Source organism: Streptomyces flavochromogenes (genome assembly GCF_000717595.1).
Taxonomy (GTDB): Bacteria; Actinomycetota; Actinomycetes; order Streptomycetales; family Streptomycetaceae; genus Streptomyces; species Streptomyces flavochromogenes.
Window position 1 is genome coordinate 216,102 of sequence record NZ_JNZO01000011.1, and the last position, 21,632, is coordinate 237,733.

Here is a 21,632-nt window from a genome sequence, read left to right on the forward strand (position 1 = left end):
GGCTGACCGCATTGAGGCGGTCGTTTGCGAAATCACGGAGTTGACGGGCGCGTGCCGAGACTCCGGAAGGTTTCGCATTTCGCATGTCCATTTTCAGTTCTGATCACGCCGTCATGCCCGAGAACGACGAGATCGTCGAGGCCGTAGAGGCCGCGGAGATCACTTCGATCGTCGAGATCGACGCCGACGACATCGTCGAGGCCGTCGAGGCCCTCGACATCGACACCGACGCGGACGACTCGCTCGACGAGCCCGCCGAGCCCACGATCACCTTCGGCGACCTCGGTCTGCCGGACGGCGTCGTGCGCAAGCTCGCGCAGAACGGTGTCACCACCCCCTTCCCGATCCAGGCGGCGACCATCCCGGACGCCCTGGCCGGCAAGGACATCCTGGGCCGTGGCCGTACCGGCTCCGGAAAGACCCTCTCCTTCGGTCTGCCGCTCCTGGCCGGTCTGGCCGGCGGCCACACCGACAAGAAGAAGCCCCGCGGCATCATCCTCACGCCGACCCGTGAGCTCGCGATGCAGGTCGCGGACGCCCTCCAGCCCTACGGCGACGTGCTCGGCCTCAAGATGAAGGTCGTCTGCGGCGGTACCTCCATGGGCAACCAGATCTACGCCCTGGAGCGCGGCGTCGACGTCCTCGTCGCCACCCCGGGCCGTCTCCGCGACATCATCAACCGCGGCGCCTGCTCCCTCGAAGCCGTCAAGATCGCCGTCCTCGACGAGGCCGACCAGATGGCCGACCTGGGGTTCCTCCCCGAGGTCACCGAGCTGCTCGACCAGATCCCCGGCGGCGGCCAGCGCATGCTCTTCTCCGCCACCATGGAGAACGAGATCGGCACCCTGGTCAAGCGCTACCTGACCGACCCCGTCACGCACGAGGTCGACAGCGCCCAGGGCAACGTCACGACCATGACCCACCACGTCCTCGTCGTGAAGCCGAAGGACAAGGCGCCGGTCACCGCCGCCATCGCCGCCCGCAAGGGCCGCACGATCATCTTCGTCCGTACCCAGCTCGGCGCGGACCGCATCGCGGAGCAGCTGCGCGACGCCGGTGTGAAGGCCGACGCGCTGCACGGCGGCATGACCCAGGGCGCCCGTACGCGGACCCTGGCCGACTTCAAGGACGGCTACGTCAACGCGCTCGTCGCGACCGACGTCGCCGCCCGAGGCATCCACGTCGACGGCATCGACCTGGTCCTCAACGTGGACCCGGCCGGCGACCACAAGGACTACCTGCACCGCTCGGGCCGTACCGCCCGTGCCGGCCGCTCCGGCGTCGTGGTCTCCCTGGCCCTGCCGCACCAGCGCCGTCAGATCTTCCGTCTGATGGAGGACGCGGGCGTCGACGCCTCGCGCCACATCGTCGGTGGTGCCGGCGCGTTCGACCCCGAGGTCGCCGAGATCACCGGCGCCCGTTCGCTGACCGAGGTCCAGGCCGACTCGGCGAACAACTCGGCCAAGCAGGCCGAGCGTGAGGTCGTCGACCTGACCAAGCAGCTGGAGCGCCTGCAGCGCCGCGCCGTCGAGCTCCGCGAGGAGGCCGACCGCCTGGTGGCCCGCGCCGCCCGCGAGCGTGGCGAGGACCCCGAGGCCGCTGTCGCCGAGGTGACCGAGGCCGCCGAGGCCGAGGTCGCTGCCGCCGCCGTCGAGGCCGAGCGTGCCGCCCGCGCCGAGGAGCAGCGCCGCGAGGAGCGCCCGGCCCGCGACGAGCGGGGCAACTACGAGCGTCGTGACCGTGGCGGCTTCAACCGCGACGACCGCGGTGACCGTGGTGGCTTCCGTGGTGGCGACCGCGGCGGTGACCGTGGTGGCTTCCGCCGCGACAACGACCGTCCGTCGGGTGGTTTCCGTCGTGACGAGCGTCCGTCGGGTGGCTTCAACCGCGACGACCGCGGCGGCCGTTCTTTCGAGCGGTTTCCGTCGTGACGAGCGTCCGTCGGGTGGCTTCAACCGCGACGACCGCGGCGGCCGCTCCTTCGAGCGCCGTGACGACCGTCCGGCCGGCGGCCACCGCGGCAGCGACCGTCCGTTCAACCGCGACCGTCGCGACGACCGCCCCGCCGGCGGCTTCCGCCCGGGTGGCGGCGACCGTCCGTACGGCCGTCGTGACGACCACCGCGGCACCGGCTCGACCGGCTCGACCGGTGGCTCCTTCGGCCGCCGCGACGACAAGCCGCGCTGGAAGCGCAACGGCTGACCCCACGTAGCAAGCTGAGCAGGGCCCGTACGACACTTCGGTGACGTACGGGCCCTGCTGCTTTGAACGAGTTCGAAATCGCTTTCGACAGGCAGGGGGCGGCTGTTAGCATCGGCCCACTCGCATGGGGGCGGTGCGGCCGGGGGGCCGCGAACCTACTGTTCAGCACGAGCGCCACCGTCTTCCCCATGCCTCTACATTGATCCTCAGGGGAGGACCCGAGTGCCTCGTAGCGCTCTTCTACGCCATTCCATCGCGGCCGTCACCGCCGCGACCCTTCTCGCCGGCGTCGGCCCGCTGGCCGCGACGGCGACTGCCGCGCCGGTCACGGCCGACGCCGCCACCGCGTCGGTCGACCCGTGGGCGGCGTCCGTGCCACTGTCGGACGGCGCGGCCCTCCACAGTCTCCTGGACCTCAAGACGACCAAGGACGGGGCGGTCGTCGCCCTCTGGTACCGGCTCGCCGAGGACCGCAGCAAGAACGAACTCATCGCGTCGGTGCGCCCGGCGGGCAGTTCCGTCTGGGGCGCGGAGCAAATCCTGCGCACACTCCCCACCTGGCGCAGCTCCGCCGCGCTCACCGTCTCGGCGGACGGGTCCGTCACGGCGGCCTGGATGGAGTACCCGAACGACGGTGGGCCGGGTGACGAGAAGCCCGGCGGCTCGTTCCGGATGGTCACCCTCGCGGCCGGCGCCACGACGTGGTCCGACGTGTCGGACATCATGACCGACCCCGGCTGGGTGCACAGCGGGAGCCTGTCCGGTTCGCCGTCGGGCGAGCTCGTCGCCGTCTGGCAGGGAGTCTCGGCCGGGAAGGCCGGGTTGTACTCCTCGGTCCGCGCCGCCCCGGGCGAGGCCTGGTCCGAGCCGGTGCGGATCGACGAGCCCACGGCGGACGCGGGGCTCTCCTCCGCGCCCGAGGTGATCCACTCGGCGGACGGCACGACCACCGTGGCCTTCGTCCAGGCCGGTCCCGCGACCGGTGAGATCAAGGTTCTCGACCGGACGGCGGGCGGCACGTGGACCAAGCCGGTCACCGTCTCCGCCCCCGGGAAGTACGCCCACAACCCGAAGCTGGCGGTCGGCCGGGGCGGCCACGCCGCGCTGGTCTGGCACGAGCAGGACTCCCGGGAGTCCGGCGTCGGTACCGACGTGGTCGCCCAGCGACCGGCCGGCAGCCTGACGTGGAGCGCCGGGACGCCGGCCAACGGCTTCGACGGCGGTGCGTGGCGCAAGATCGCGGTCGGCCCCGAGGGCGACGTCACCCTGCTCGGTGTCACCTTCGTCGACGGCAGCGGTTTCATCGCGCGGACCACCACCCGATCTGCCGCCACCGGCACCTGGGCCGCACTGAAGACGATCTCCACGGGATACGTGCCCGACGACCAGTTCGACCTGACGGCGGGCCCCGACGGCGTCGTCCACGCCGTGTGGACCCAGGGCAACACGGACCGGAAGCTGATGACCTCCTCGCGGGTCGCCGGCGCCTGGTCCGCGGCCCCGACGCCGCTCTCGACCAACACCAGCGGCTACGCCCTGGGTCTGGTCACCGTCGACGCCGCCGACCGGCCCGTCGCCGTCTGGCAGCAGTCCAGCGGCGACCTGACCACCGAGCTGCGCGCGGCCACCACCGCCCCCGCGCCCGTCAAGCCGCTCCCCACGTGGCGGGACCACAGCGGTGACGGCAGGGGCGACCTGCTCGGGCTGACTCCGGCCGGTGCTCTGACCGTGCGTACGGGCTCGGGCGCGGGTGGCCTCGGGACCGGGGCCACGGCGACCGGATGGCCGGCGACGTCGACGGTCGTTCCGTTCGGCGACCTGTCGGGCGACCGGTGCAACGACCTGCTCGTGCGGAACGCCGCCGGGGTGCTGACGCGTCATGACGGCGGCTGCGGGACGGCGTTCGCGCCGGGCGGGCCGAAGCTCACCATCGGCACGGGCTGGAACGCCTACAACGCCCTGACCGCCCCGGGCGACCTGACCGGTGACGGCCGGACGGACCTGCTGGCGCGTACGCCCGGCGGTGAGCTGTTCCTGTACGAGGACGACGGCAAGGGCGCGTTCAAGACACGCGCGAGGATCGGTGGCGGCTGGCAGGCGTACAACGCGGTCGTCGGCGTCGGCGACCTGAACGGCGACAAGGCCGGCGATCTGCTCGCCCGGGACGCGGCCGGTGTGCTCTGGCGCTACCAGGGCAAGGGCGACGGCACGTTCGGCGCTCGCGTGAAGCTCGGCGGCGGTTGGCAGGCCTACAACTCCCTCGTGGGCGTGGGCGACTTCACCGGAGACGGCAAGGCCGACCTGGTGGCCCGCGACACGACCGGAACGCTCTGGCGTTACGCGGGGAACGGTGCGGGTGCGTTCGCCGGCCGGGCGAAGATCGGCGGCGGCTGGCAGATGTACAAGACGCTGTCCTGACGCGTGCTCCGAGCGCGGCTCGGGCCCGTCCTCCACGATGTCGCGGGGGACGGGTCCCGAGCCGTCCGCGTATACCCGATCGGTTCGGGGGATCTCTCGGGCTATGCTGCACGGGTGTGCTTGTCCACGGGCCGTTAGCTCAATTGGCAGAGCAGCGGACTTTTAATCCGTTGGTTGTGGGTTCGAGTCCCACACGGCCTACGTGTGGCAGGCGGGGGTTTCGGTCTCCGAGCTGCCGAGAATCGCCCCGACCGGTTTCGACCGGTCGGGGCGCTTCCGTATCCGGGACGCGGTGTGCGGCACCGTGGGCGAATCTGGTTCGTGGACGCTGAGCGTGGAGGTGGGGACCGTGACGGTGAACGGAGCGGGTGATCCGATGGGCCAGGCCCGGACGCTGGCGCGGTGGGCGCTCGGCGCCGCCGCGGCGGCGGTCGTGCTGCTGCTGACGGGGCTCGGCGCCGCCGGGCTGCTTGTCCTTCTGGCCGCGCTCGTGGGGCTCGTCTGTTCGGCCGTGGGCATCTGGTGGTTCCTCGCCCACCGCGGGCCGTTGCGGGTGTCCGGCGCCCTGCTGGCCGTCGGCGCGCCGCTCGCCGTCCTCGTCCTGTACGTCGCCTGGGGGCCCTGGCTGACCGGGCTCGGGGCGCTCGCGTCGTGGAGCGTGGCGCTGGTCTGCGCGCGGGCCGCCCTGCGCCTCATCCGGGACGTGAGCGGCGCGCCGGCGCGCCCGCGGCCGAAGCGGCGGTCCCGGCCGAAGCGGCCCGTACTGATCATGAACCCGAAATCCGGGGGCGGGAAGGTCGCCCGCTTCGGGCTCGTCGAACGGGCCGAGAAGCTGGGCGCGAGAGTCGTCCTCATCGACCCGTCCGTCGAGACCGATGTCGCCGCGCTCGCCCGTGAGGCCGTCGCCGACGGCGCCGACCTGCTCGGGGTGGCCGGCGGGGACGGCACGCAGGCGCTGGTCGCCGCCGTGGCCGCCGAGCACGACCTGCCCTTCCTCGTCATCTCCGCCGGAACCCGCAACCACTTCGCCCTCGACCTGGGGCTCGACCGCACCGACCCGGCGACCTGTCTGGACGCCCTCGTCGACGGCGAGGAACTCCGTGTCGACCTCGGCTCCGTGTCCGGGCGGGCGTTCGTCAACACCGTCTCGTTCGGTGTGTACGCCGATGTCGTCCAGCTCCCCGAGTACCGCGACGCGAAGGCCGGCACCGCCGTCGACGTCCTCCCCGATCTGCTCCAGGGCGGTGGCGGCGACCGTCTTGACGCGACCGCCGACGGCCTTCGGCTCCCCGCCCAGCAGGCCCTCCTCGTCAGCAACAACGCGTATGCCGCGCCCGATCCGTTCAGCGCCGTCGCCGCCCGGAGACCGCGCCTGGACGGCGGCGAGCTCGGGGTGATCGCCGTCCGGGTCGACGGGGCGGCGCAGGCCGCCGAGATGGCCGTACTGGGCACCCAGTCGACCGGGCTGAACGTCCTGACGGCCGCTCGGGTCGAGGTGACGGGGAAGGCCGCGGCCCCCGTGCCCGTGCCCCCCTCGGCCTTCGTCCCCGCGCCGGCCCGGGCCCCCGGCGCCCCCGGCACCATCGCCGTCGCCGTCGACGGTGAGGCGCTGACCCTCCCCACCCCCGTCGTCTGTACCCTGCGCCCCGGCGCCCTCCGGGTGCTCGTGCCGCGTCACCGGCCCGGCGTCATCGAGCCCCAGCCGCCCCTGGACTGGCGGCGCATCACCGAAATCGCCTTCCGGACCACTTCGAGGAGCAGCGGCTCATGACCCCCACCCCCACCCCCACCCCCACCACCAACCCCGTCCGGGCGGTCTTCCGGGACCTCCGCGCGATCGACGGGGCCGTCTACGCCGCCGTGGCAGCCACCCCCACGCCCACTCTCGACACGGGCTTCCGCAGGCTGTCGGGCGCGGCGAACCACTCCAAGATCTCGTTCACGGTGGCGGCCGGGCTCGCCCTGGTCCCCGGCGCGCCGCGCCGCGCGGCCCTGGCCGGCATCGGGGCCGTGGCCGTCGCCTCGGCCTCGGCCAACCTGCTGGGCAAGCGCCTCGTCCGCAGGCCGCGGCCGGACCGGGAGGCGGCCCGGGTGGTGGTGAGCCGCCATGTGCCGATGCCGGACTCGGCCTCCTTCCCCTCCGGGCACACCGCGTCGGCGGTGGCCTTCGCGACCGCCGTGGGGGTCGTCTTCCCGCCGGCCGCGGTGCCCCTGCAGGTCCTGGCGATGGCCGTGGGCTACTCCCGTGTCCACACCGGGGTGCACTACCCGGGCGACGTCGCCGCGGGCGCCGTCCTCGGCATCGCGAGCGCCGCCGTCTCCCTGACGGCCGTGGCCTCCTTGACGGCCGCCAGGGGGAAGTGACGGGGCGTCTCAGAACGTCGCGCGGGCCAGGTCCTCCTCCGAGAGGTCGAGCGCGGCGAGCCGCTCCGGGTCCGCCAGGATCTGGAGCTCGACGATCCGGTCCCCGGCGATCGTGAACGACATGAGGACCGTCGGACGGCCCTCGACGACCGCGACGAACGCGGGCGCGCCGTTGACCACGACGGGCAGCGCGGCCTGCCGGAACCTGGCGTACATGAGGGCCTGCGAGATGACGGCCTCGGCGCCCCGTACGACCTTGGAGACGGCCGCGAGCGTCCGTCCGCCGTCCGCGCGCAGCACCACGTCCGGGTCGAGGACGGCGAGCAGCCCCTCGAAGTCGCCGCCCTGCGAGGCGGTGAGGAAGGCGTCGGCGATCTCCCGCTGCCGGCGCGCGTCGGGCCCGGGAGCGGGGGTGGCGTCCTGCACCCGGCGGCGGGCGCGGCTGGCGAGCTGGCGGGTGGCGGCCGGGGTGCGGTCCACGATCCGCGCGATCTCGTCGAAGGAGACGGCGAACATGTCGTGCAGGACGAACGCGAGCCGCTCGGCCGGGCCCAGGGTCTCCAGGACGACGAGGAGCGCGAGGCCGACGGATTCGGTGACCTCGGCCGCGTGCTCCGGGTCCGTGGTGTCGGCGACCCGGACGACCGGGTCGGGGACGTAGTACTCCAGCGGGTCCTCGCGTCGCGAGCCGCGCGAGCGCAGCATGTCGAGGCAGACGCGGCCGACGACGGTGGTCAGCCAGCCGCTGAGGTTCTCCACCGCGCCGACGTCGCTGCGGTTGAGCTTGAACCAGGCCTCCTGGACGGCGTCCTCGGCCTCGCTGAGCGAGCCCAGCATCCGGTACGCCACCGCCCGCAGATGCCCCCGGTCGGCCTCGAAGCGGCGGGCCAGCAGGTCCTTGCCGTCGGTGTGGTTGTCGCGGTTCCGGTCCACTCGTCGATCTCCCCGTTCGCGTCCCGTCATGTCGTCATGACGGATCAAACCTCGTCGATGTGACGCCGTCTGTCACGCTCCGTCTGAAGGGGTATCGCCGGTCCCGGCGATTCCGGTACGTGAGATCCACGCCGCCTCGCTGTGAACGCCGGGGATTCACCGGTCGATGCCCCGGAGGGCCGTGGATCATCCCTTCAGCGCGATGATCATCATCCGTAGATTGATCCTCATGACGACGACAACTTCGCAGGTCAACGCCGTACTCCGCACCCCGCCGGCCTCTCCCGCCGCCGCTGCCGCGTACTTCTCCGCGAGTCTGGCCTTCCACGCCGATGTCTCCGACGTGGCCTCCGTGCTGGCCGCCTCGGCCGCCGACGGCACCGACCCGGGCTTCGTGGTGATCGACTCCCGTTCGACCGCCTCCTGGGACCAGGGGCACGTCCCCGGCGCCGTCCATCTGCCGACCGCGCTCATCCCCGAGCAGGCCGAGCGGCTGCTCGACCGGTCCGTGCCGGTCGTCACGTACTGCTGGGGCCCCGGCTGCAACGGCGCCACGCGCGCCGCGCTGGCCCTCGCGGAGCTGGGATTCCAGGTGAAGGAGATGCTCGGAGGCTTCGAGTACTGGGTGCGCGAGGGCTTCGCGTACGAGACCTGGGAAGGGCCCGCGGAGAAGGCCGCGGACCCGCTCACGGCGCCGGTGGACTCGGACGACTGCGGCTGCTGACGGAAATCGATTTCCGGATCGCCCCGGTCATGCCGTAGAGTCAGGTCTACCGACGCGGGGTGGAGCAGCTCGGTAGCTCGCTGGGCTCATAACCCAGAGGTCGCAGGTTCAAATCCTGTCCCCGCTACTCAGTAGCAACGAAGGCCAGAGATCGCCAAGAAGGCCGGCACCACCAGTCGCACCCTCCGGCACTACGGGGACCGCGGACTGCTGGAGCCGAGCCGGATCGGCGCGAACGGTTACCGGTACTACGACCAGGCGGCGCTCGTCCGGCTGCAGCGGATTCTGCTGCTGCGCGAGCTGGGGCTCTCGTTGCCCGCGATCGCCGAGGTCCTCGCGGGGCAGCGGGACACGTCCGCCGCCCTGCGCACCCATCTCGCGCTCCTGGAGCAGGAGCGTGAGCGCATCGGACGGCAGATCGCCTCGGTGCGGACCACTCTCCACAAGACCCAGAACGGAGAAGAACTCATGGCCGACGAAGTGTTCGACGGTTTCGACCACACGGTGTACGAGGAGGAGGTCACCGAGCGCTGGGGCCGCGACGCGTACGAGAAGAGCGACCGGTGGTGGCGCTCGCTCACCGACGCTCAGAAGAAGGCGTTCATGGACGAGCAGGCCGGCATCGCCCGCGACTTCGCGCAGGCGCTCCAGGACGGACTCGCCGCCGGCAGCGACGCGGTGCAGGAGATCGCGCGGCGCCAGGTCGCGTGGCTTTCCTCCACCACGACGCCGACGAAGGAGTACGTGATCGGCCTCGGTCGCATGTACGTCGACGACCCGCGCTTCACCGCGAACTACGACAAGCACCGTGCGGGCACCGCGGTCCTCGTCCGGGACGCGATGGAGATCTACGCGGAGCGGAACCTGTAGCCCGGACGCCCCGGCCGCCGGAAGCCCCGGCCGCCGCAGGTCCCGTCGCTGCCGGACGCCCCGGCCGCCGGAGGTAAACGGTGGCCGAAACCGCGCCTGTCACTTTGTGCACCCGCACTGCCTCACCGTAGTGTCACGCGCACCATGAGTGACCAGCGTGTGAGTGACGTACGCCGGCGGGCGCCCGCCGTCCTCGTCCTGCTCGCGCTCCTCGCCCTCCTCGTCAGCGTCTGCCACGGCTCGCACGGGCACCTGCTGCCGACCTCGGGCTCCGCGGCCGTCGCCTCGGCCCCCGCGCTGCCGCACGGCTGCGAGCGGTCCGGCGAGGCGTGGTCCTTCGACGCCCACCTCCCCACGCAGACCGCCGCCGCGCCCCTCGCCGCGCCCGACGCCGGCGGAGCCGTACTCCTGCCGTACGCGGCCGACCTCCGCACCGACCCCCGCGCGCGCTGTGTCCGGGGCAGGGCGGGACCCGGCCCCGAGCCGGGCCGGCTGTTGATCGCCCTCGGAGTGGACCGGAACTGAGCCGGGTCTCGCCCTCGCGTGACCAGGCCCCCTTCCGCGTACTCACCCCAAGGACGTCCCACCCGTGAACAACCTGCTGTCCGGCAGCCTGCCGCCCGTCGCCGAGCAGACCGTCGGCAACACCCCCGTCCTCCGCACGGACGACGGCTACTGGGCCAAGCTCGAAGGCTTCAACTTCGGCGGCATCAAGGACCGCGCCGCCCTCTACATGGTCGAACAGGCCCGCCGGCGCGGTGCGCTGCGGCCCGGCGCCCCGATCGTCGAGTCGACCTCCGGGACCCTCGGCCTCGGCCTCGCCCTCGCCGGGGTCCTCCACGGTCATCCGGTGCACGTCGTCACCGACCCCGGCCTCGAACCCATCGTCGAGCGGATGCTCGTCGCCCACGGCGCCCGGGTCCATGTCGTAACGGAGCCGAGCCCCCGGGGCGGCTGGCAGCAGGCCCGGATGGACCGGGTCGCCGAGCTGCTCGTGAGCCTCGACGGGGCCTGGTGGCCCGACCAGTACGGGAACCCCGACAACCCCGACGCGTACGCGGGGCTCGCCGCCGAGCTGTCCGGGCAGCTCGACCGGATCGACGTCCTCGTCTGCGCGGTCGGCACCGGCGGCCACTCGGCCGGGATCTCCCGGGCCCTGCGCGCCACCAGCAGCCCCGCGCTCGAACTCGTCGGCGTGGACTCCGTCGGCTCCACCGTCTTCGGCCTGCCGGCCGGAGAGCGGCTGATGCGCGGCCTCGGCTCCTCCATCCACCCGGGCAACGTGGACCACGGGGCCTTCGACGAGATCCACTGGGTGGGCCCCGCCGAGGCGGTACGGGCGGCCCGCAGGCTGGCCTCGCGTCAGTTCGCCACGGGCGGCTGGAGCGTCGGAGCGGTCGCGCTGGTCGCCGCGTGGCTGGCCAGGACCCGGCCGCGCGGGACACGGATCGCGGCCGTCTTCCCCGACGGGCCTCAGCGGTACTTCGACACCGTCTTCAACGACGAGTTCTGCGCGGCCCACGGTCTCCTCGACGGGCCCGTACGGGAGGATCCCGCGGGGTACGTCTCCGCCGACACGGTCAGCGGCTGGACCCGCAGGGTCATGGACCGGACGGGGTCGGCGCGTTGACCACGACGACAGCGCCGCCCGAGGGCGGCGTCTGGAAGCAGATCCGTACCTTCGAACCCGCCGTCCGGCTCCTCTTCCTCAACCAGCTCACCATCAACCTCGGCTTCTACATGCTCATGCCGTACCTGGCCGCGCACCTGGCGGACGGGCTCGGCATGGCGGCCTGGGCGGTCGGGCTCGTGCTCGGCGCCCGGAACCTCTCCCAGCAGGGCATGTTCCTCGTCGGCGGGGCGCTCGCCGACCGGTTCGGCTTCAAGCCGCTCATCGTGGCGGGCTGCGCCCTGCGGACGGCCGGCTTCGGGGCCCTCGCGTTCGCGCAGTCGCTCCCGGTGCTGATCGCCGCCTCGCTCGCGACCGGGCTCGCGGGGGCGCTGTTCAACCCCGCCGTACGGGCCTGCCTCGCGGCGGAGGCGGGGGAGGAGCGCCGGGTCCAGGCCTTCGCGCTGTTCAACGTCCACTACCAGGCGGGCATCCTGCTCGGGCCGCTCGTCGGGGTGGCCCTGACGGGGGTGTCGTTCCGGCTGACGTGCGTGGTGGCGGCGGTGCTGTTCGCCGGGCTGACCCTCGTACAGCTCCGGTACATGCCCGCACGGGGGGAGCGGCGGGAGCGGGACGAGGGAGGGCGCGGGCAGTTCCGCACGGTGCTCTCCCACCGCACCTTCTGGCTGTTCTCCCTCGCGATGACCGGCTCGTACGTGCTGTCCTTCCAGGTCTACCTGGCGCTGCCGCTCGCCGCCGGCGGCGCGGGGTCCACGACGGCGCTCTTCGTCGTCTCCGCCCTGGTCGCGCTCGCTGGGCAGCTGCGGATCACCGCCTGGTGCCGGCGGCTGAGCCGGGAGCGGTGCCTGGTCCTCGGGCTGGCCCTGATGGGCGGGGCCTTCCTGCTCCCGGCGGCCCTGGGCCGCGGCCTGATCGGGCTGCTGCTGTGTGCGGCGGTCCTGGCCGTCGCGAACGCGGTGCTCTATCCGTACGAGATGGACACCGTCGTCGCCCTGTCCCGGGGGCGTTGGGTGGCCACCCACTACGGGCTCTACAACACGGTGTGCGGGATCGGGATCACCCTCGGGAACCTGGGGACGGGCGCGCTGCTCGACGTGACCGGGTGGTCGGCGGTGCCGTGGCTCGCGCTGTGTGCGGTGGGGCTGGGGTGCGCCGCGGCGATGGCCCTCCTGGCGAGGGGCGGGCGACTGGCGGAGGGAGCGACGCCGCGGGACTGAGCCGGGGCCGGCCCCTCCGTACGCGCGTGGCCGGGCCGCACCGCCCCCACGCGCGCGTGGACGGGCCCTTCCCGGCCCGTACGCCAGTCGGCCCCGTGGGAGTCGCCGCCCCGGGCGGCGGCGGCCACCCTGGGAGGGCGCGGTACGGGCCGCGGCCGGGTACGGACCGGGCAGGAGAGCACAGGTGGGGCACCCCCCAGGAGCGATCGGCGGGCGGCGGGGCGGCGCGAGCCGCCGCCCGTACGGCAGCGCCCGGAGGTTCCTCCGGGCGCTGCCACCGCTGATCATCGTGGGCGGTGTCTTCTTCGACGTTCTGACGCCGCCGAGGTACAGCGCGGCGCCCATGTTCTCCGCCGCCCCGCTGATCGCGGCACCGTTCTTCTCCACCCTCACGACGCTGCTCACCGGGATCGCGGCCGTCCTGGCCTCCGTCGGGCTGCACGTCTACAACGGCAACGCGACCGAGATCCCGTCGCTCACCGAGTTCCTGACCGTGCTCACGGTCGCCGTGCTCGCCGTGCTCATCAACCGGGTCGTCCTCCGCAGCGGCGAGCGGCTCGCCTCGGCGCGGGTCATCGCGGAGACCGCGCAGAAGGCGGTGCTGCCGACGCCCGCCGAGCGGATCGGCGGGCTGCAGTGCGCGGCGCGGTACGAGGCGGCGCAGGCGGACGCGTTCATCGGCGGCGACCTGTTCGCTGTCCAGGACACCCCCTACGGGGTACGGCTCGTGGTCGGCGACGTCCGCGGCAAGGGCATGGACGCGGTCGAGGCCGTCGCCGTCGTCATCGGGGCGTTCCGGGAGGCGGCCGAGCAGGAGCGCACCCTGGAGGGCGTGGCGCAGCGGCTCGAACGGGCCCTCGCCCGGGAGGGCACCCGCCGGCACGGGCTCGACGCCTTCGAGGGGTTCACCACGGCGGTGCTCGCCGAGATCCCGCGCGGTGACGGGGGCGGCGCCTTCGACGGTTTCGTACGGGTCGTCAACCGCGGGCACCCGCCTCCGCTGATGCTGTACGCGGACGGGCGCCTGGACACGATGGAGCCGGGCGAGCCGGCGCTGCCGCTCGGCATGGGCGATCTGGCGGCGTGGCCGGACCGGGCCGAGGCGCGGCCGTACCCGCCGGGCGCGACGCTGCTCTTCTACACCGACGGTCTCTCGGAGGCGCGGAACGCCGAGGGCGTCTTCTACGACCCGGGGGAACGGCTCGCCGGGCGGATCTTCCCCGGGCCCGAGGAGCTGCTCGACGCGCTCGTGGACGACGTACGGCTGCACACCGGCGGCGGATCGACCGACGACATGGCGCTGCTCGCGGTGAGCCGTCCGGCGACGGGGCAGCCGGAGCGGCGCCGGACGATGCCGGTGGTGCCGCAGGGCGGGACCGGATCGCCCGGCGGCGGTCCCGGTCACCGGCCGTAGTCGAGAGGTGTCACTGCGATAACAATTGACTTAACGTCAGATCGCGAGGGGTTTGGCCTTGCTTGCTGAAGGGGGGTCAACTCGGACCATTCCCCCCCAATTCAATGAATGATCAAGAGGAACAGCTTGGAAACGACACCCCGCGTCTATTAACGTTCGATAACGCAGCGCGGTCGTCCCAGCCGTCGCAAGAGGCGGCACCGTGCGCACGCGCCGAATCCTGAAAAGGAACCGGGGAACCACTACTTGGGGTGAATCGGGCCTTTCGCACTTGTGCGACCGTGCCCGTAGGAGACCTTCCTGCTCCGAACCCGTCAGCTAACCCGGTAGGCGAGAAGGAAGGAAAGGAGCGCGCCTCCGTGGCGTCCAACACTCCCGCACCCGAAGCCCCCTTCGATGCCTTCGGTGGTGGTGCGGGTCCTGCCGCCCCGGACACCGAGTGGAACCCCACCGAGGGATCCCTCCGCGCCGAGAGCCGCTCCGGCGGCCGCCACCGTGTCGTCAAGCAGCGCTCCAACTTCGCCCGTTCCTCCACCGTCCTCGGTGTCGGTGTGATCGCGGCCGTCGGTGCGGGTGGCCTCGCCACCGCGCAGGAGAAGCCCCCGGTGGCCATATCGCTCCCGGACCTTCCGGACCTCAACCTTCCGGACGCCCACGACCTCCCCGGTGTCGGCGACCTCCTCCCCGAGGAGACCCAGGAGACGGTCAGCGCGGACCGCGCCAACCCGAACCCGCTCACCAGCGCCACGTACGCCACCCTCGACGACGAGCGGGCCACGAACACCCGGATGCAGCAGGCCGGCCTGGCCACCCAGGACGGTCCGGCCGCGGAGGCCGCGTCCGGTGCCGGCAACGCGGGCGAGGCCCTGCGCGCCCGCATCCTCCAGCAGGCCGAGCAGCAGCAGGCCTCCGCCGACGCCGCCGACAAGGCCGCGGCGGAGAAGGCGGCGGCCGAGAAGGCCGCCGCGGAGGCCGCGGCCAAGGCCGACGCGGCGGAGAAGGCGGCCGCCGAGGCGAAGGCCAAGGCCGAGGCGGAGGCCAAGGCGAAGGCGGAAGCCGAGGCCAAGGCGAAGGCCGAGGCGGCGGCCGAGGCCGAGCGCCTCGCCAAGCTCGCCGCGAGCTACACGCTGCCGCTCTCCTCCTACAGCCTCAGCGCCACCTACATGCAGTCCGGCTCGATGTGGTCCTCCGGCTACCACACCGGCCTCGACTTCGCCGCCCCCACCGGCACCCCGCTCAAGGCGGTCCACGGCGGCACGGTCAAGTCGGCCGGCTGGTCCGGCTCGTACGGCTACCGCGTCGTCCTCGAACTCTCGGACGGCACCGAGATCTGGTACGCCCACATGTCCTCCATGACGGTCTCCGCCGGCCAGACCGTGGGCACCGGCGAGACGATCGGCCGCGTCGGCGCCACCGGCAACGTCACCGGCGCCCACCTCCACATGGAGGTGCACACGCCCGGCGGCTCCGGCCTCGACCCGGCGGAGTGGCTGCGCTCCAAGGGCCTGAGCCTCTGACATCCCGGCTCGCCCCGTGAGCTGACGGAATAGGCCCGGCGGCGCGGACGGTTGTCTCGACCATGACGACTCTCCGCCCGCTGGGCAGCTCCGACCTTCACGTCTTCCCGCTCGCCCTGGGCGGCAACGTCTTCGGCTGGACCGCCGACGAGACGCAGTCCTTCGCCGTCCTCGACGCCTACACCGCCGCCGGCGGGAACTTCGTCGACTCCGCCGACGTCTACTCGGCCTGGGCCGAGGGCAACGAGGGCGGCGAGTCCGAGACCGTCATCGGCCGCTGGCTCGCCGCGCGCGGCAACCGCGCCGATGTCGTGGTCGCCACCAAGGTCGGTGCCCACCCCCACTTCAAGGGACTGTCCGCCACCACCATCAAGGCGGCCGCGGAGGAGTCGCTGCGCCGCCTCGGCACCGACTACATCGACCTGTACTACACGCACTTCGACGACGAGTCCGTCCCCGTCGAGGAGATCGTCACCGCCCTCGACCAGCTCGTGAAGGACGGCACCGTGCGGGCCGTCGCGGCCTCCAACATCTCCCCGGAGCGACTGCGCGCCTCCCTCGACTTCGCCGAGTCCGAGGGCCTCGCCCGGTACGTGGCCCTCCAGCCGCACTACAACCTGGTCTCCCGCGACACCTACGAGGGCCCGCTCCTGGAGACCGTCGGGAAGGCCGGGCTCTCCGCCGTCCCGTACTACGGCCTCGCCTCCGGCTTCCTCACCGGCAAGTACCGCCCCGGGACCACCGTCGACAGCGCCCGCGCCGCCGGCGCCGGCGGGCACCTGGACACCGAGCGGGGCCGGGCCGTGCTCTCCGCGCTGGACACCGTCGCCGAGGCGCACGGCGCGGAACTCGCCACCGTCGCCCTCGCCTGGCTCGCCTCCCGCCCGACCGTCGCGGCACCCATCGCCTCGGCGCGTACGGTCGAGCAGGTCCCGGCGCTGGTCGCGGCGGCGGAGCTCACGCTCACGGACGCGGAGCTGGCCCTCCTGACGGACGCCTCGGGGATCTGACCGCGACGGGGTCCGGCTCCGGCTAGCTGCGGTACGGGTTGAAGCCGCCGTAGTCCAAGTACTGCGGCGGCGCCCACACCTGGCCCGTCGCCCGCGCCGCGTACGTGAGGGCGGGGGAGGCGACCGCCCTGCGCTGCCACAGATGGTGCAGCAACTCCTGTTCCCTGGCCGGGAAGTCGGGTCCGGCCGTGCCGCGCCGGGCCCGGTCCCGGAGGAACGCCAGGGTCGTCGCGAAGGACTCGTACTCCCCCACGGCCCGCGCGGCCGGCGGCCCGTACGTACGGGCGGCGAACGCGCGGGCCAGCTGACGGGCGCGCATCGACGAGAGCGCGAGCGGCTCGGCGGGGGAGAGCCAGCCGGCCGCCGCGTACGCCGGGAGCTCGCCGGATATCGTGCGCAGCTCGCGCTGCCGGCTCCAGACCGCGAGCCAGGTCAGCAGGCCGAAGGCCGGGACCATCAGCGCCCCGTACACCGCGTAGAAGGTCAGCGGGCCGCCGAAGGTGGCCGAGCCGTTCCAGGCGGCGTGCAGGCCCATGGCCAGCAGCAGCCCGGCGAGCGGCAGCAGCACCCGGCGCAGGCGCTTGCCGCGCGGCGCGAGGGCCGCGAAGCCGAAGCCTATGCCGGTGAGCACGGTGAAGAGCGGATGCGCGAACGGAGACATGACGACCCGGACGAAGAAGGTCGCGGCGGTCACCGAGCCGAGGCCGGTGGAGCCGAACTCCTGGTCCTCGCCGAAGGCGTTGCCGAGGTAGAGGATGTTCTCGGTGAAGGCGAAGCCGGTCGCGGTGAACCCGGCGATCACGACCCCGTCGACGAGCCCGCCGAAGTGCTTCCTGCGGAAGAGGAAGAGCAGCAGGATCGAAGCGGCCTTCGCGGTCTCCTCCACAACGGGCGCGACGACGGTCGCGCCGAGGGTGTCCGCCGAGGTGGGATCGGCGGTGGCCGTCGCGATCCAGCGGACCGCGAAGGAGTTCGCCAGGATCGCGACGAGCGCGGCGGCGAAGGCGCCCCAGGCGAACGCGAAGAGCAGGTTCTTCCAGGGACCCGGCTCGACCCGGTCGAGCCACCGGAACGCCGCCATCAGCAAAGGTACGGGGAACACGGCGAGGCCCAGGCCGACGAGGAAGCCCTCGGTGCCGGTCTGCTCCCGGACCAGCCCGAGGATGAACAGCGCGCAGATCGCGAGCACGGTGACGAGGGCGACGGCCCGGACCAGCCGGCTGCGCCAGAAGTCCCGGCGGGGCCGGTAGCGCCACTGGGACCGGTCTGCGGCGGCCGGGAAGTCCGGCTCCTCGGTGTCCCGGTGGGGGACGGGAGCGGCGGCGGCTTCGGTGGGGACGGGGAAGGACACGTGAGCGACCCTAACGACCTCCACCGACAGCCGGAAAAGGGTTAAGCCCCTTTGATTCCCGGGGTCACTTCCTCCGGAAGAGGAGATCGTTCACGACGTGGCCCTTGTCGAGCCCCTGCCCCTCGAAGCGGGTGAGCGGCCGGAAGTCGGGCCGCGGCGAGAAACCGCCGTCGGCCTGGGTGTTCTCGAAGTCGGGGTGCGCGGAGAGTACCTCCAGCATCTGCTCGGCGTACGACTCCCAGTCGGTGGCGCAGTGCAGCACGCCGCCGGGCTTGAGCCGGGTCGCGAGGAGGCTGAGGAACTCGGGCTGGATGAGGCGCCGCTTGTGGTGGCGGGCCTTGGGCCACGGGTCCGGGAAGTAGACGCGGCAGCCGTCGAGGGAGTCCTTGTCGAGCATCTCGCGGAGCAGGATGATCGCGTCGCCGTTGGCGACCCGGACGTTGGTCAGGCCGTTCCGGTCGGCGAGGCCGAGGAGGTTGCCCTGGCCGGGGGTGTGGACGTCGACGGCGAGGATGCCGGTGCCGGGGTCGGCGGCGGCCATCTGCGCGGTCGCCTCGCCCATGCCGAAGCCGATCTCGAGGACGACGGGGAGCCCGTCGAACATCTCGCCGAGGTCGATGACCTGCTTGCCGTCGATGTCGAGACCCCAGTCGGGCCATCGCTTCAGCAGGGCCTCGGCCTGACCGGCGGTGACGCGACTGCGCCGCGGCTGGAAGCTGCGGATCCGCCGCTCGTGATGAGACCCGGCGGGATCGGGCAGGGGGCCCTCACCGGGCGCGAACCGCTGACTGCCCCGCTGCGAGACGGGCCGTACGGACTCGGCGGGGTCGGCGAGGGGGCGCGCGATGTTCTCTGGCTGCTCAGACACAATGCCCCGATTCTACGGCGAACCCCGCGCCCCGGGCGATGGGCTACAGCCGGGCCAGCGCCCTCCCCGCCACCTCCCGCCCGATCGGCAGCGACGCCGTCGCCGCGGGCGAAGGCGCGTTCAGGACGTGGACCGTCCGCGGCGCCTCGCGGATCAGGAAGTCGTCGACCAGCGTCCCGTCCCGCAGCACCGCCTGCGCCCGCACTCCCGCGTCCGCCCGCCGAAGGTCGGACTCCGACACCACCGGCAGCAGCCGCCGCACCGCCTCCGTGAACGCCCGCTTCGACACCGACCGCCGCAGCTCACCGGCGCCGTACCGCCAGTGCGCCCGGGCGATCGCCCACGACCCGGGCCACGCGAGCGTGCCGGCCAGCTCGCGCGGGCGGACGACGGACCAGCCGTACCCCTCCCGGGCGAGCGCCGGGACCGCGTTCGGCCCGATGTGGACGCCGCCGTCGATGCCACGCGTCAGATGCACCCCGAGGAAGGGGAAGGCCGGGTCCGGCACCGGATAGACGAGACCGCGCACGAGCGAGGGGTCCCGGAGCTCGTAGTACTCGCCCCGGAAGGGCACGATCCGCATGCCTGGATCGTCGCCCGCGAGCCGCGCGATCCGGTCGCAGTGCAGCCCCGCGCAGTTGACCAGGACCCGTGCCCGCACCACCCGGCCGTCCGCCGTCCGGACGGCGACCCCCCAGGACCGCCGGTCGATGACGGTGACCTCCGCGCCGTACAGGATCCGGGCCCGGGAGGACTCGGCGAGCCGCCGGGACACCGCCCCGTAGTCGCAGATGCCGGTCGTGCCGACGTGGATCGCGGCCAGGCCCCGCACCCGGGGCTCGTACTCGCTGATCTGGGCGGGCCCGAGCTCGCGCACCGGGATGCCGTTCTCCCTGCCGCGCTGGACGAGCGCGTGCAGCCGGGGCAGCTCCTCGCGCGCGGTGGCGACGACGAGCTTGCCCGTCACCTCGTACGGAATGTCCCACTCTGCGCAGAACTTGACCATTTCGGCCGCGCCCTCGACCGCGAACCGGGCCTTGAGTGACCCCGGCCGGTAGTAGATCCCGCTGTGGATCACCCCGCTGTTGCGCCCGGTCTGGTGGCTCGCGAGCGCGTGCTCCTTCTCCAGGACCGTGACCCGGGTGCCGGGAGCGGCGCGCGTCAGGGCGTACGCCGTCGACAGACCGACGATCCCGCCGCCGATCACCAGCACGTCACAGTCAAACACCAGCGCCACCTCCCACCCCCGATAGTGCACTGGCCCACTGACAATCCCGTGAAACCTCGCGCGACGGCACGAGACGCAGGTCACCCCGACGCAGGGCATGCCGAAGCGGTTCGCGCCCCTCGCGTCGGGGGCGACGAGCGGCGCCCCCGCCCCTCACGCCGGTGCGACGAGCAGCGGCCTGGCCCGCTCCCGCAGTTCCATGACCCGGGGCTCGTCCCCGTACGGCTCCAGCCGGTGCAGCAGATCCCGTACGTACTCCGTCGTCCGCGCCGACGAGATCCGCCCCGCCACCTCCACCGCGCGCGTGCCCGCCGCGCAGGCCGCGTCCAGGTTGCCCGACTCCAGCTCGGCGACGGCGGAGACCACGAGGCGCAGCCCGTGCGAGCGGACGAACTCCTCCGTCGGCCGCGAGAGCGCCTGCTCGGTGAAGCGTCGCACCTCGCGCGGCGCCTTCAGGTCGCTGTAGCACTCGGCGGCGTCGGCGCAGAACCGGTCGTACGAGTAGAAGCCCAGCCACGTCGGGTCGCCGTCGCCTTCGCGGGAGCGCTCCAGCCAGCCCTCGGCGGACTTGAGCGCCGCAGCCGCGGCGACCCCGTCACCGGCCTTCGCGTGCGCGCGTGCCTCGACGAGCCGGAAGAAGGACATGGTGCGGGCGGTGGCAAGGCCCCGGTTCCGCTCGAGCGCGGCCTGGGCGAGGTCGACGCCCTCGTCGGCGAAGCCCCGGTAGGTGGCCTGGAGGGACATCGAGGCGAGGACGTAGCCCCCGAGGGGTACGTCGGCGGCGGCGCGGGCGAGCCGCAGTGCCTGGATGTAGTAGCGCTGGGCGGCCTCCTGCTGCCCGGTGTCGAAGGCCATCCAGCCGGCGAGCCGGGTGAGCTCGGCGGTCGCGCCGAAGAGGGCTCGGCCGACCTCGTCGGAGTACGAGGCGAGCAGCAGCGGGGCCGCGTCCACGCGTAAGCACTCGGGGACCATGGACGAACGCCAGTCCCCGCCGCCGTACTTGGAGTCCCAGCGGCGCGCGTCCTCGGCGGCCTCGCGGAGTTTGGCGACGTCGCTGTGCCCCACGCGCACGTGCTCGGTGGCGGCCGAGGCGGTCGCCGCGCCGCCCGTGGCGCCCCCGCCCCCGCCCGTGATTCCGGCCCCCGGCGGGCGCGGCGCCTCGCGCTCCACCGACGGGTCGGCCGGGGTTATCAGCCAGCGGGACGCGGGCGTCGCGTACGCGCTCACCGCGAAGGAGCCGGCGAGCGACTGCCAGATCCCGCCACCGCCGGCCCGCCGCCCGGCGAGATCGAGCCGGTACAGGTCGGTCGCGGAGCGCACCGCCTCGCCCACGTCGCGCGGGAACGCGAGGCCCACCTCGGGCGCGGGGTCGGCGTCGGCGAGCCCGATCTCGTGCAGCGGCACGGGCCGGCCGAGCTTCTGCCCGATCGCGGCGGCGATCAGGTGCGGCGCGGCGCCCTGCGGCACCATGCCCTTCGACACCCACCGGGCGACCGAGGTCTTGTCGTATCGAAGCGTCAGGCCCCGTTGCGCACCGAGGTCGTTGACGCGCCGGGCCAGCCCGGCGTTGCTGATTCCCGCGAGGGCGAGAACCGTGCCGAGCTTTTCGTTCGGCCCGCGTTGCTCCCTGGACATGACGCCACCCCTCGACAACCCAGACGGCCGCCACGACGCCGGGCATAGGCGTGCGGCATTCGTAAACACAGCGTAGTTCGCCGCATCCCTACCGTTAAGGGGCGGTGTTCCGTATGGCGAGATTGTTGTGTGAAAGGCCGACAGCCGGGCCGGGCGGACCGCCTCGTGCTCCCGCCGTGTGGCCGTGCGCCCGGCCGTGCGCTCTCTCGGCATGGCCGGGGGAGCGCTTCCATGAGTAGCGCGTGGGTCGG

The 21,632-nt window shown here is 73.1% G+C and carries 16 protein-coding genes, 2 tRNA genes, 1 pseudogene and 1 riboswitch; of the genes and pseudogenes, 14 read left to right on the forward strand and 5 right to left on the reverse strand.

Translation table 11 applies throughout. The features are described 5' to 3' along the window. Positions 1 to 83: 83 nt before the first annotated feature. From IF00_RS41255 to IF00_RS0115110, 5 genes and pseudogenes are all read left to right on the forward strand, one after another. Positions 84 to 2,202: pseudogene (locus IF00_RS41255) on the forward strand (DEAD/DEAH box helicase). Positions 2,203 to 2,424: 222 nt separating this feature from the next. Then, positions 2,425 to 4,620, forward strand: coding sequence for an FG-GAP repeat domain-containing protein (locus tag IF00_RS42665; protein ID WP_030318286.1), 2,196 nt, complete (start codon positions 2,425 to 2,427; stop codon positions 4,618 to 4,620). 128 nt (positions 4,621 to 4,748) lie between these two features. Then, a tRNA-Lys gene (locus IF00_RS0115100) sits at positions 4,749 to 4,821 on the forward strand. Positions 4,822 to 4,996: 175 nt separating this feature from the next. After that, positions 4,997 to 6,391, forward strand: a complete 1,395-nt coding sequence (locus tag IF00_RS0115105) for a diacylglycerol/lipid kinase family protein (RefSeq protein ID WP_209439767.1) — start codon at positions 4,997 to 4,999, stop codon at positions 6,389 to 6,391. After that, entirely contained in the window at positions 6,388 to 6,984 is a 597-nt protein-coding gene (locus IF00_RS0115110) for a phosphatase PAP2 family protein (RefSeq protein ID WP_030318288.1), read from the forward strand. Before IF00_RS0115105 ends, IF00_RS0115110 begins: the two co-directional genes overlap by 4 nt. A 9-nt stretch (positions 6,985 to 6,993) precedes the next feature. Here IF00_RS0115110 and sigJ read toward each other — a convergent pair whose 3' ends face one another. After that, positions 6,994 to 7,947: an RNA polymerase sigma factor SigJ gene (gene sigJ / locus IF00_RS0115115; protein WP_030318289.1), complete on the reverse strand. Its 954-nt coding sequence runs from the start codon at positions 7,945 to 7,947 to the stop codon at positions 6,994 to 6,996. Between the two features lie 199 nt (positions 7,948 to 8,146). On the opposite strand from sigJ, the gene IF00_RS0115120 reads away from it, so the two are divergent. The 9 genes from IF00_RS0115120 to IF00_RS0115160 all read left to right on the forward strand — a co-directional run bounded on the left by IF00_RS0115120 (position 8,147) and on the right by IF00_RS0115160 (position 16,299). Continuing rightward, on the forward strand, positions 8,147 to 8,641 hold the full coding sequence (locus IF00_RS0115120) for a rhodanese-like domain-containing protein (protein ID WP_030318290.1): 495 nt from the start codon (positions 8,147 to 8,149) through the stop codon (positions 8,639 to 8,641). A gap of 53 nt (positions 8,642 to 8,694) precedes the next feature. Then, positions 8,695 to 8,768, forward strand: a tRNA-Met gene (locus IF00_RS0115125). 23 nt (positions 8,769 to 8,791) lie between these two features. Continuing rightward, a complete protein-coding gene (locus IF00_RS0115130) occupies positions 8,792 to 9,511 on the forward strand; it encodes a MerR family transcriptional regulator (RefSeq protein WP_030318291.1) in 720 nt (239 codons plus the stop codon). A 144-nt stretch (positions 9,512 to 9,655) separates the two neighbouring features. Then, positions 9,656 to 10,036 carry a hypothetical protein gene (locus tag IF00_RS0115135; RefSeq protein ID WP_158710468.1) on the forward strand — a complete coding sequence of 127 codons (381 nt, stop codon included), beginning with the start codon at positions 9,656 to 9,658 and terminating at the stop codon, positions 10,034 to 10,036. A 64-nt stretch (positions 10,037 to 10,100) separates the two neighbouring features. Beyond that, on the forward strand, positions 10,101 to 11,141 hold the full coding sequence (locus tag IF00_RS0115140) for a PLP-dependent cysteine synthase family protein (RefSeq protein WP_388307387.1): 1,041 nt from the start codon (positions 10,101 to 10,103) through the stop codon (positions 11,139 to 11,141). Beyond that, positions 11,138 to 12,358 (forward strand): MFS transporter, encoded by a 1,221-nt coding sequence (locus tag IF00_RS0115145; protein ID WP_030318294.1) that lies wholly within the window; start codon positions 11,138 to 11,140, stop codon positions 12,356 to 12,358. Before IF00_RS0115140 ends, IF00_RS0115145 begins: the two co-directional genes overlap by 4 nt. A 184-nt stretch (positions 12,359 to 12,542) precedes the next feature. Next, positions 12,543 to 13,772, forward strand: a complete 1,230-nt coding sequence (locus tag IF00_RS0115150) for a PP2C family protein-serine/threonine phosphatase (RefSeq protein WP_037638250.1) — start codon at positions 12,543 to 12,545, stop codon at positions 13,770 to 13,772. Positions 13,773 to 13,973: 201 nt separating this feature from the next. Next, positions 13,974 to 14,120: riboswitch (cyclic di-AMP (ydaO/yuaA leader) on the forward strand. An 11-nt stretch (positions 14,121 to 14,131) separates the two neighbouring features. Continuing rightward, positions 14,132 to 15,289 carry a M23 family metallopeptidase gene (locus IF00_RS0115155; protein WP_030318296.1) on the forward strand — a complete coding sequence of 386 codons (1,158 nt, stop codon included), beginning with the start codon at positions 14,132 to 14,134 and terminating at the stop codon, positions 15,287 to 15,289. Positions 15,290 to 15,351: 62 nt separating this feature from the next. Beyond that, entirely contained in the window at positions 15,352 to 16,299 is a 948-nt protein-coding gene (locus tag IF00_RS0115160; RefSeq protein ID WP_030318297.1) for an aldo/keto reductase, read from the forward strand. 22 nt (positions 16,300 to 16,321) lie between these two features. Here the strand turns inward: IF00_RS0115160 and IF00_RS0115165 are convergent, their stop codons facing one another. The 4 genes from IF00_RS0115165 to IF00_RS0115180 form a co-directional block, all read right to left on the reverse strand. Next, on the reverse strand, positions 16,322 to 17,650 hold the full coding sequence (locus tag IF00_RS0115165; protein ID WP_030318298.1) for a PrsW family intramembrane metalloprotease: 1,329 nt from the start codon (positions 17,648 to 17,650) through the stop codon (positions 16,322 to 16,324). Between the two features lie 64 nt (positions 17,651 to 17,714). Next, the gene (gene trmB, locus IF00_RS0115170) at positions 17,715 to 18,518 is read right to left on the reverse strand and encodes a tRNA (guanosine(46)-N7)-methyltransferase TrmB (RefSeq protein WP_030318299.1); all 804 of its coding nucleotides are present in this window, start codon (positions 18,516 to 18,518) and stop codon (positions 17,715 to 17,717) included. Positions 18,519 to 18,561: 43 nt separating this feature from the next. Continuing rightward, positions 18,562 to 19,746: an L-2-hydroxyglutarate oxidase gene (lhgO, locus tag IF00_RS0115175; RefSeq protein WP_030318300.1), complete on the reverse strand. Its 1,185-nt coding sequence runs from the start codon at positions 19,744 to 19,746 to the stop codon at positions 18,562 to 18,564. Between the two features lie 153 nt (positions 19,747 to 19,899). Then, complete coding sequence (locus IF00_RS0115180; protein WP_030318301.1) at positions 19,900 to 21,381, reverse strand: NsdA family TPR-like regulatory protein; 1,482 nt, start codon at positions 21,379 to 21,381, stop codon at positions 19,900 to 19,902. Positions 21,382 to 21,632 lie beyond the last annotated feature (251 nt).

Excerpts from the sequence above, each read along its gene's own strand:
- IF00_RS0115105 (WP_209439767.1), top strand. The coding sequence starts at position 4,997 with ATGGGCCAGGCCCGGACGCTGGCGCGGTGGGCGCTCGGCGCCGCCGCG.
- IF00_RS0115110 (WP_030318288.1), top strand. The coding sequence starts at position 6,388 with ATGACCCCCACCCCCACCCCCACCCCCACCACCAACCCCGTCCGGGCG.
- sigJ (WP_030318289.1), bottom strand. The coding sequence starts at position 7,947 with ATGACGGGACGCGAACGGGGAGATCGACGAGTGGACCGGAACCGCGAC.
- IF00_RS0115120 (WP_030318290.1), top strand. The coding sequence starts at position 8,147 with ATGACGACGACAACTTCGCAGGTCAACGCCGTACTCCGCACCCCGCCG.
- IF00_RS0115135 (WP_158710468.1), top strand. The coding sequence starts at position 9,656 with ATGAGTGACCAGCGTGTGAGTGACGTACGCCGGCGGGCGCCCGCCGTC.
- IF00_RS0115160 (WP_030318297.1), top strand. The coding sequence starts at position 15,352 with ATGACGACTCTCCGCCCGCTGGGCAGCTCCGACCTTCACGTCTTCCCG.
- IF00_RS0115180 (WP_030318301.1), bottom strand. The coding sequence starts at position 21,381 with ATGTCCAGGGAGCAACGCGGGCCGAACGAAAAGCTCGGCACGGTTCTC.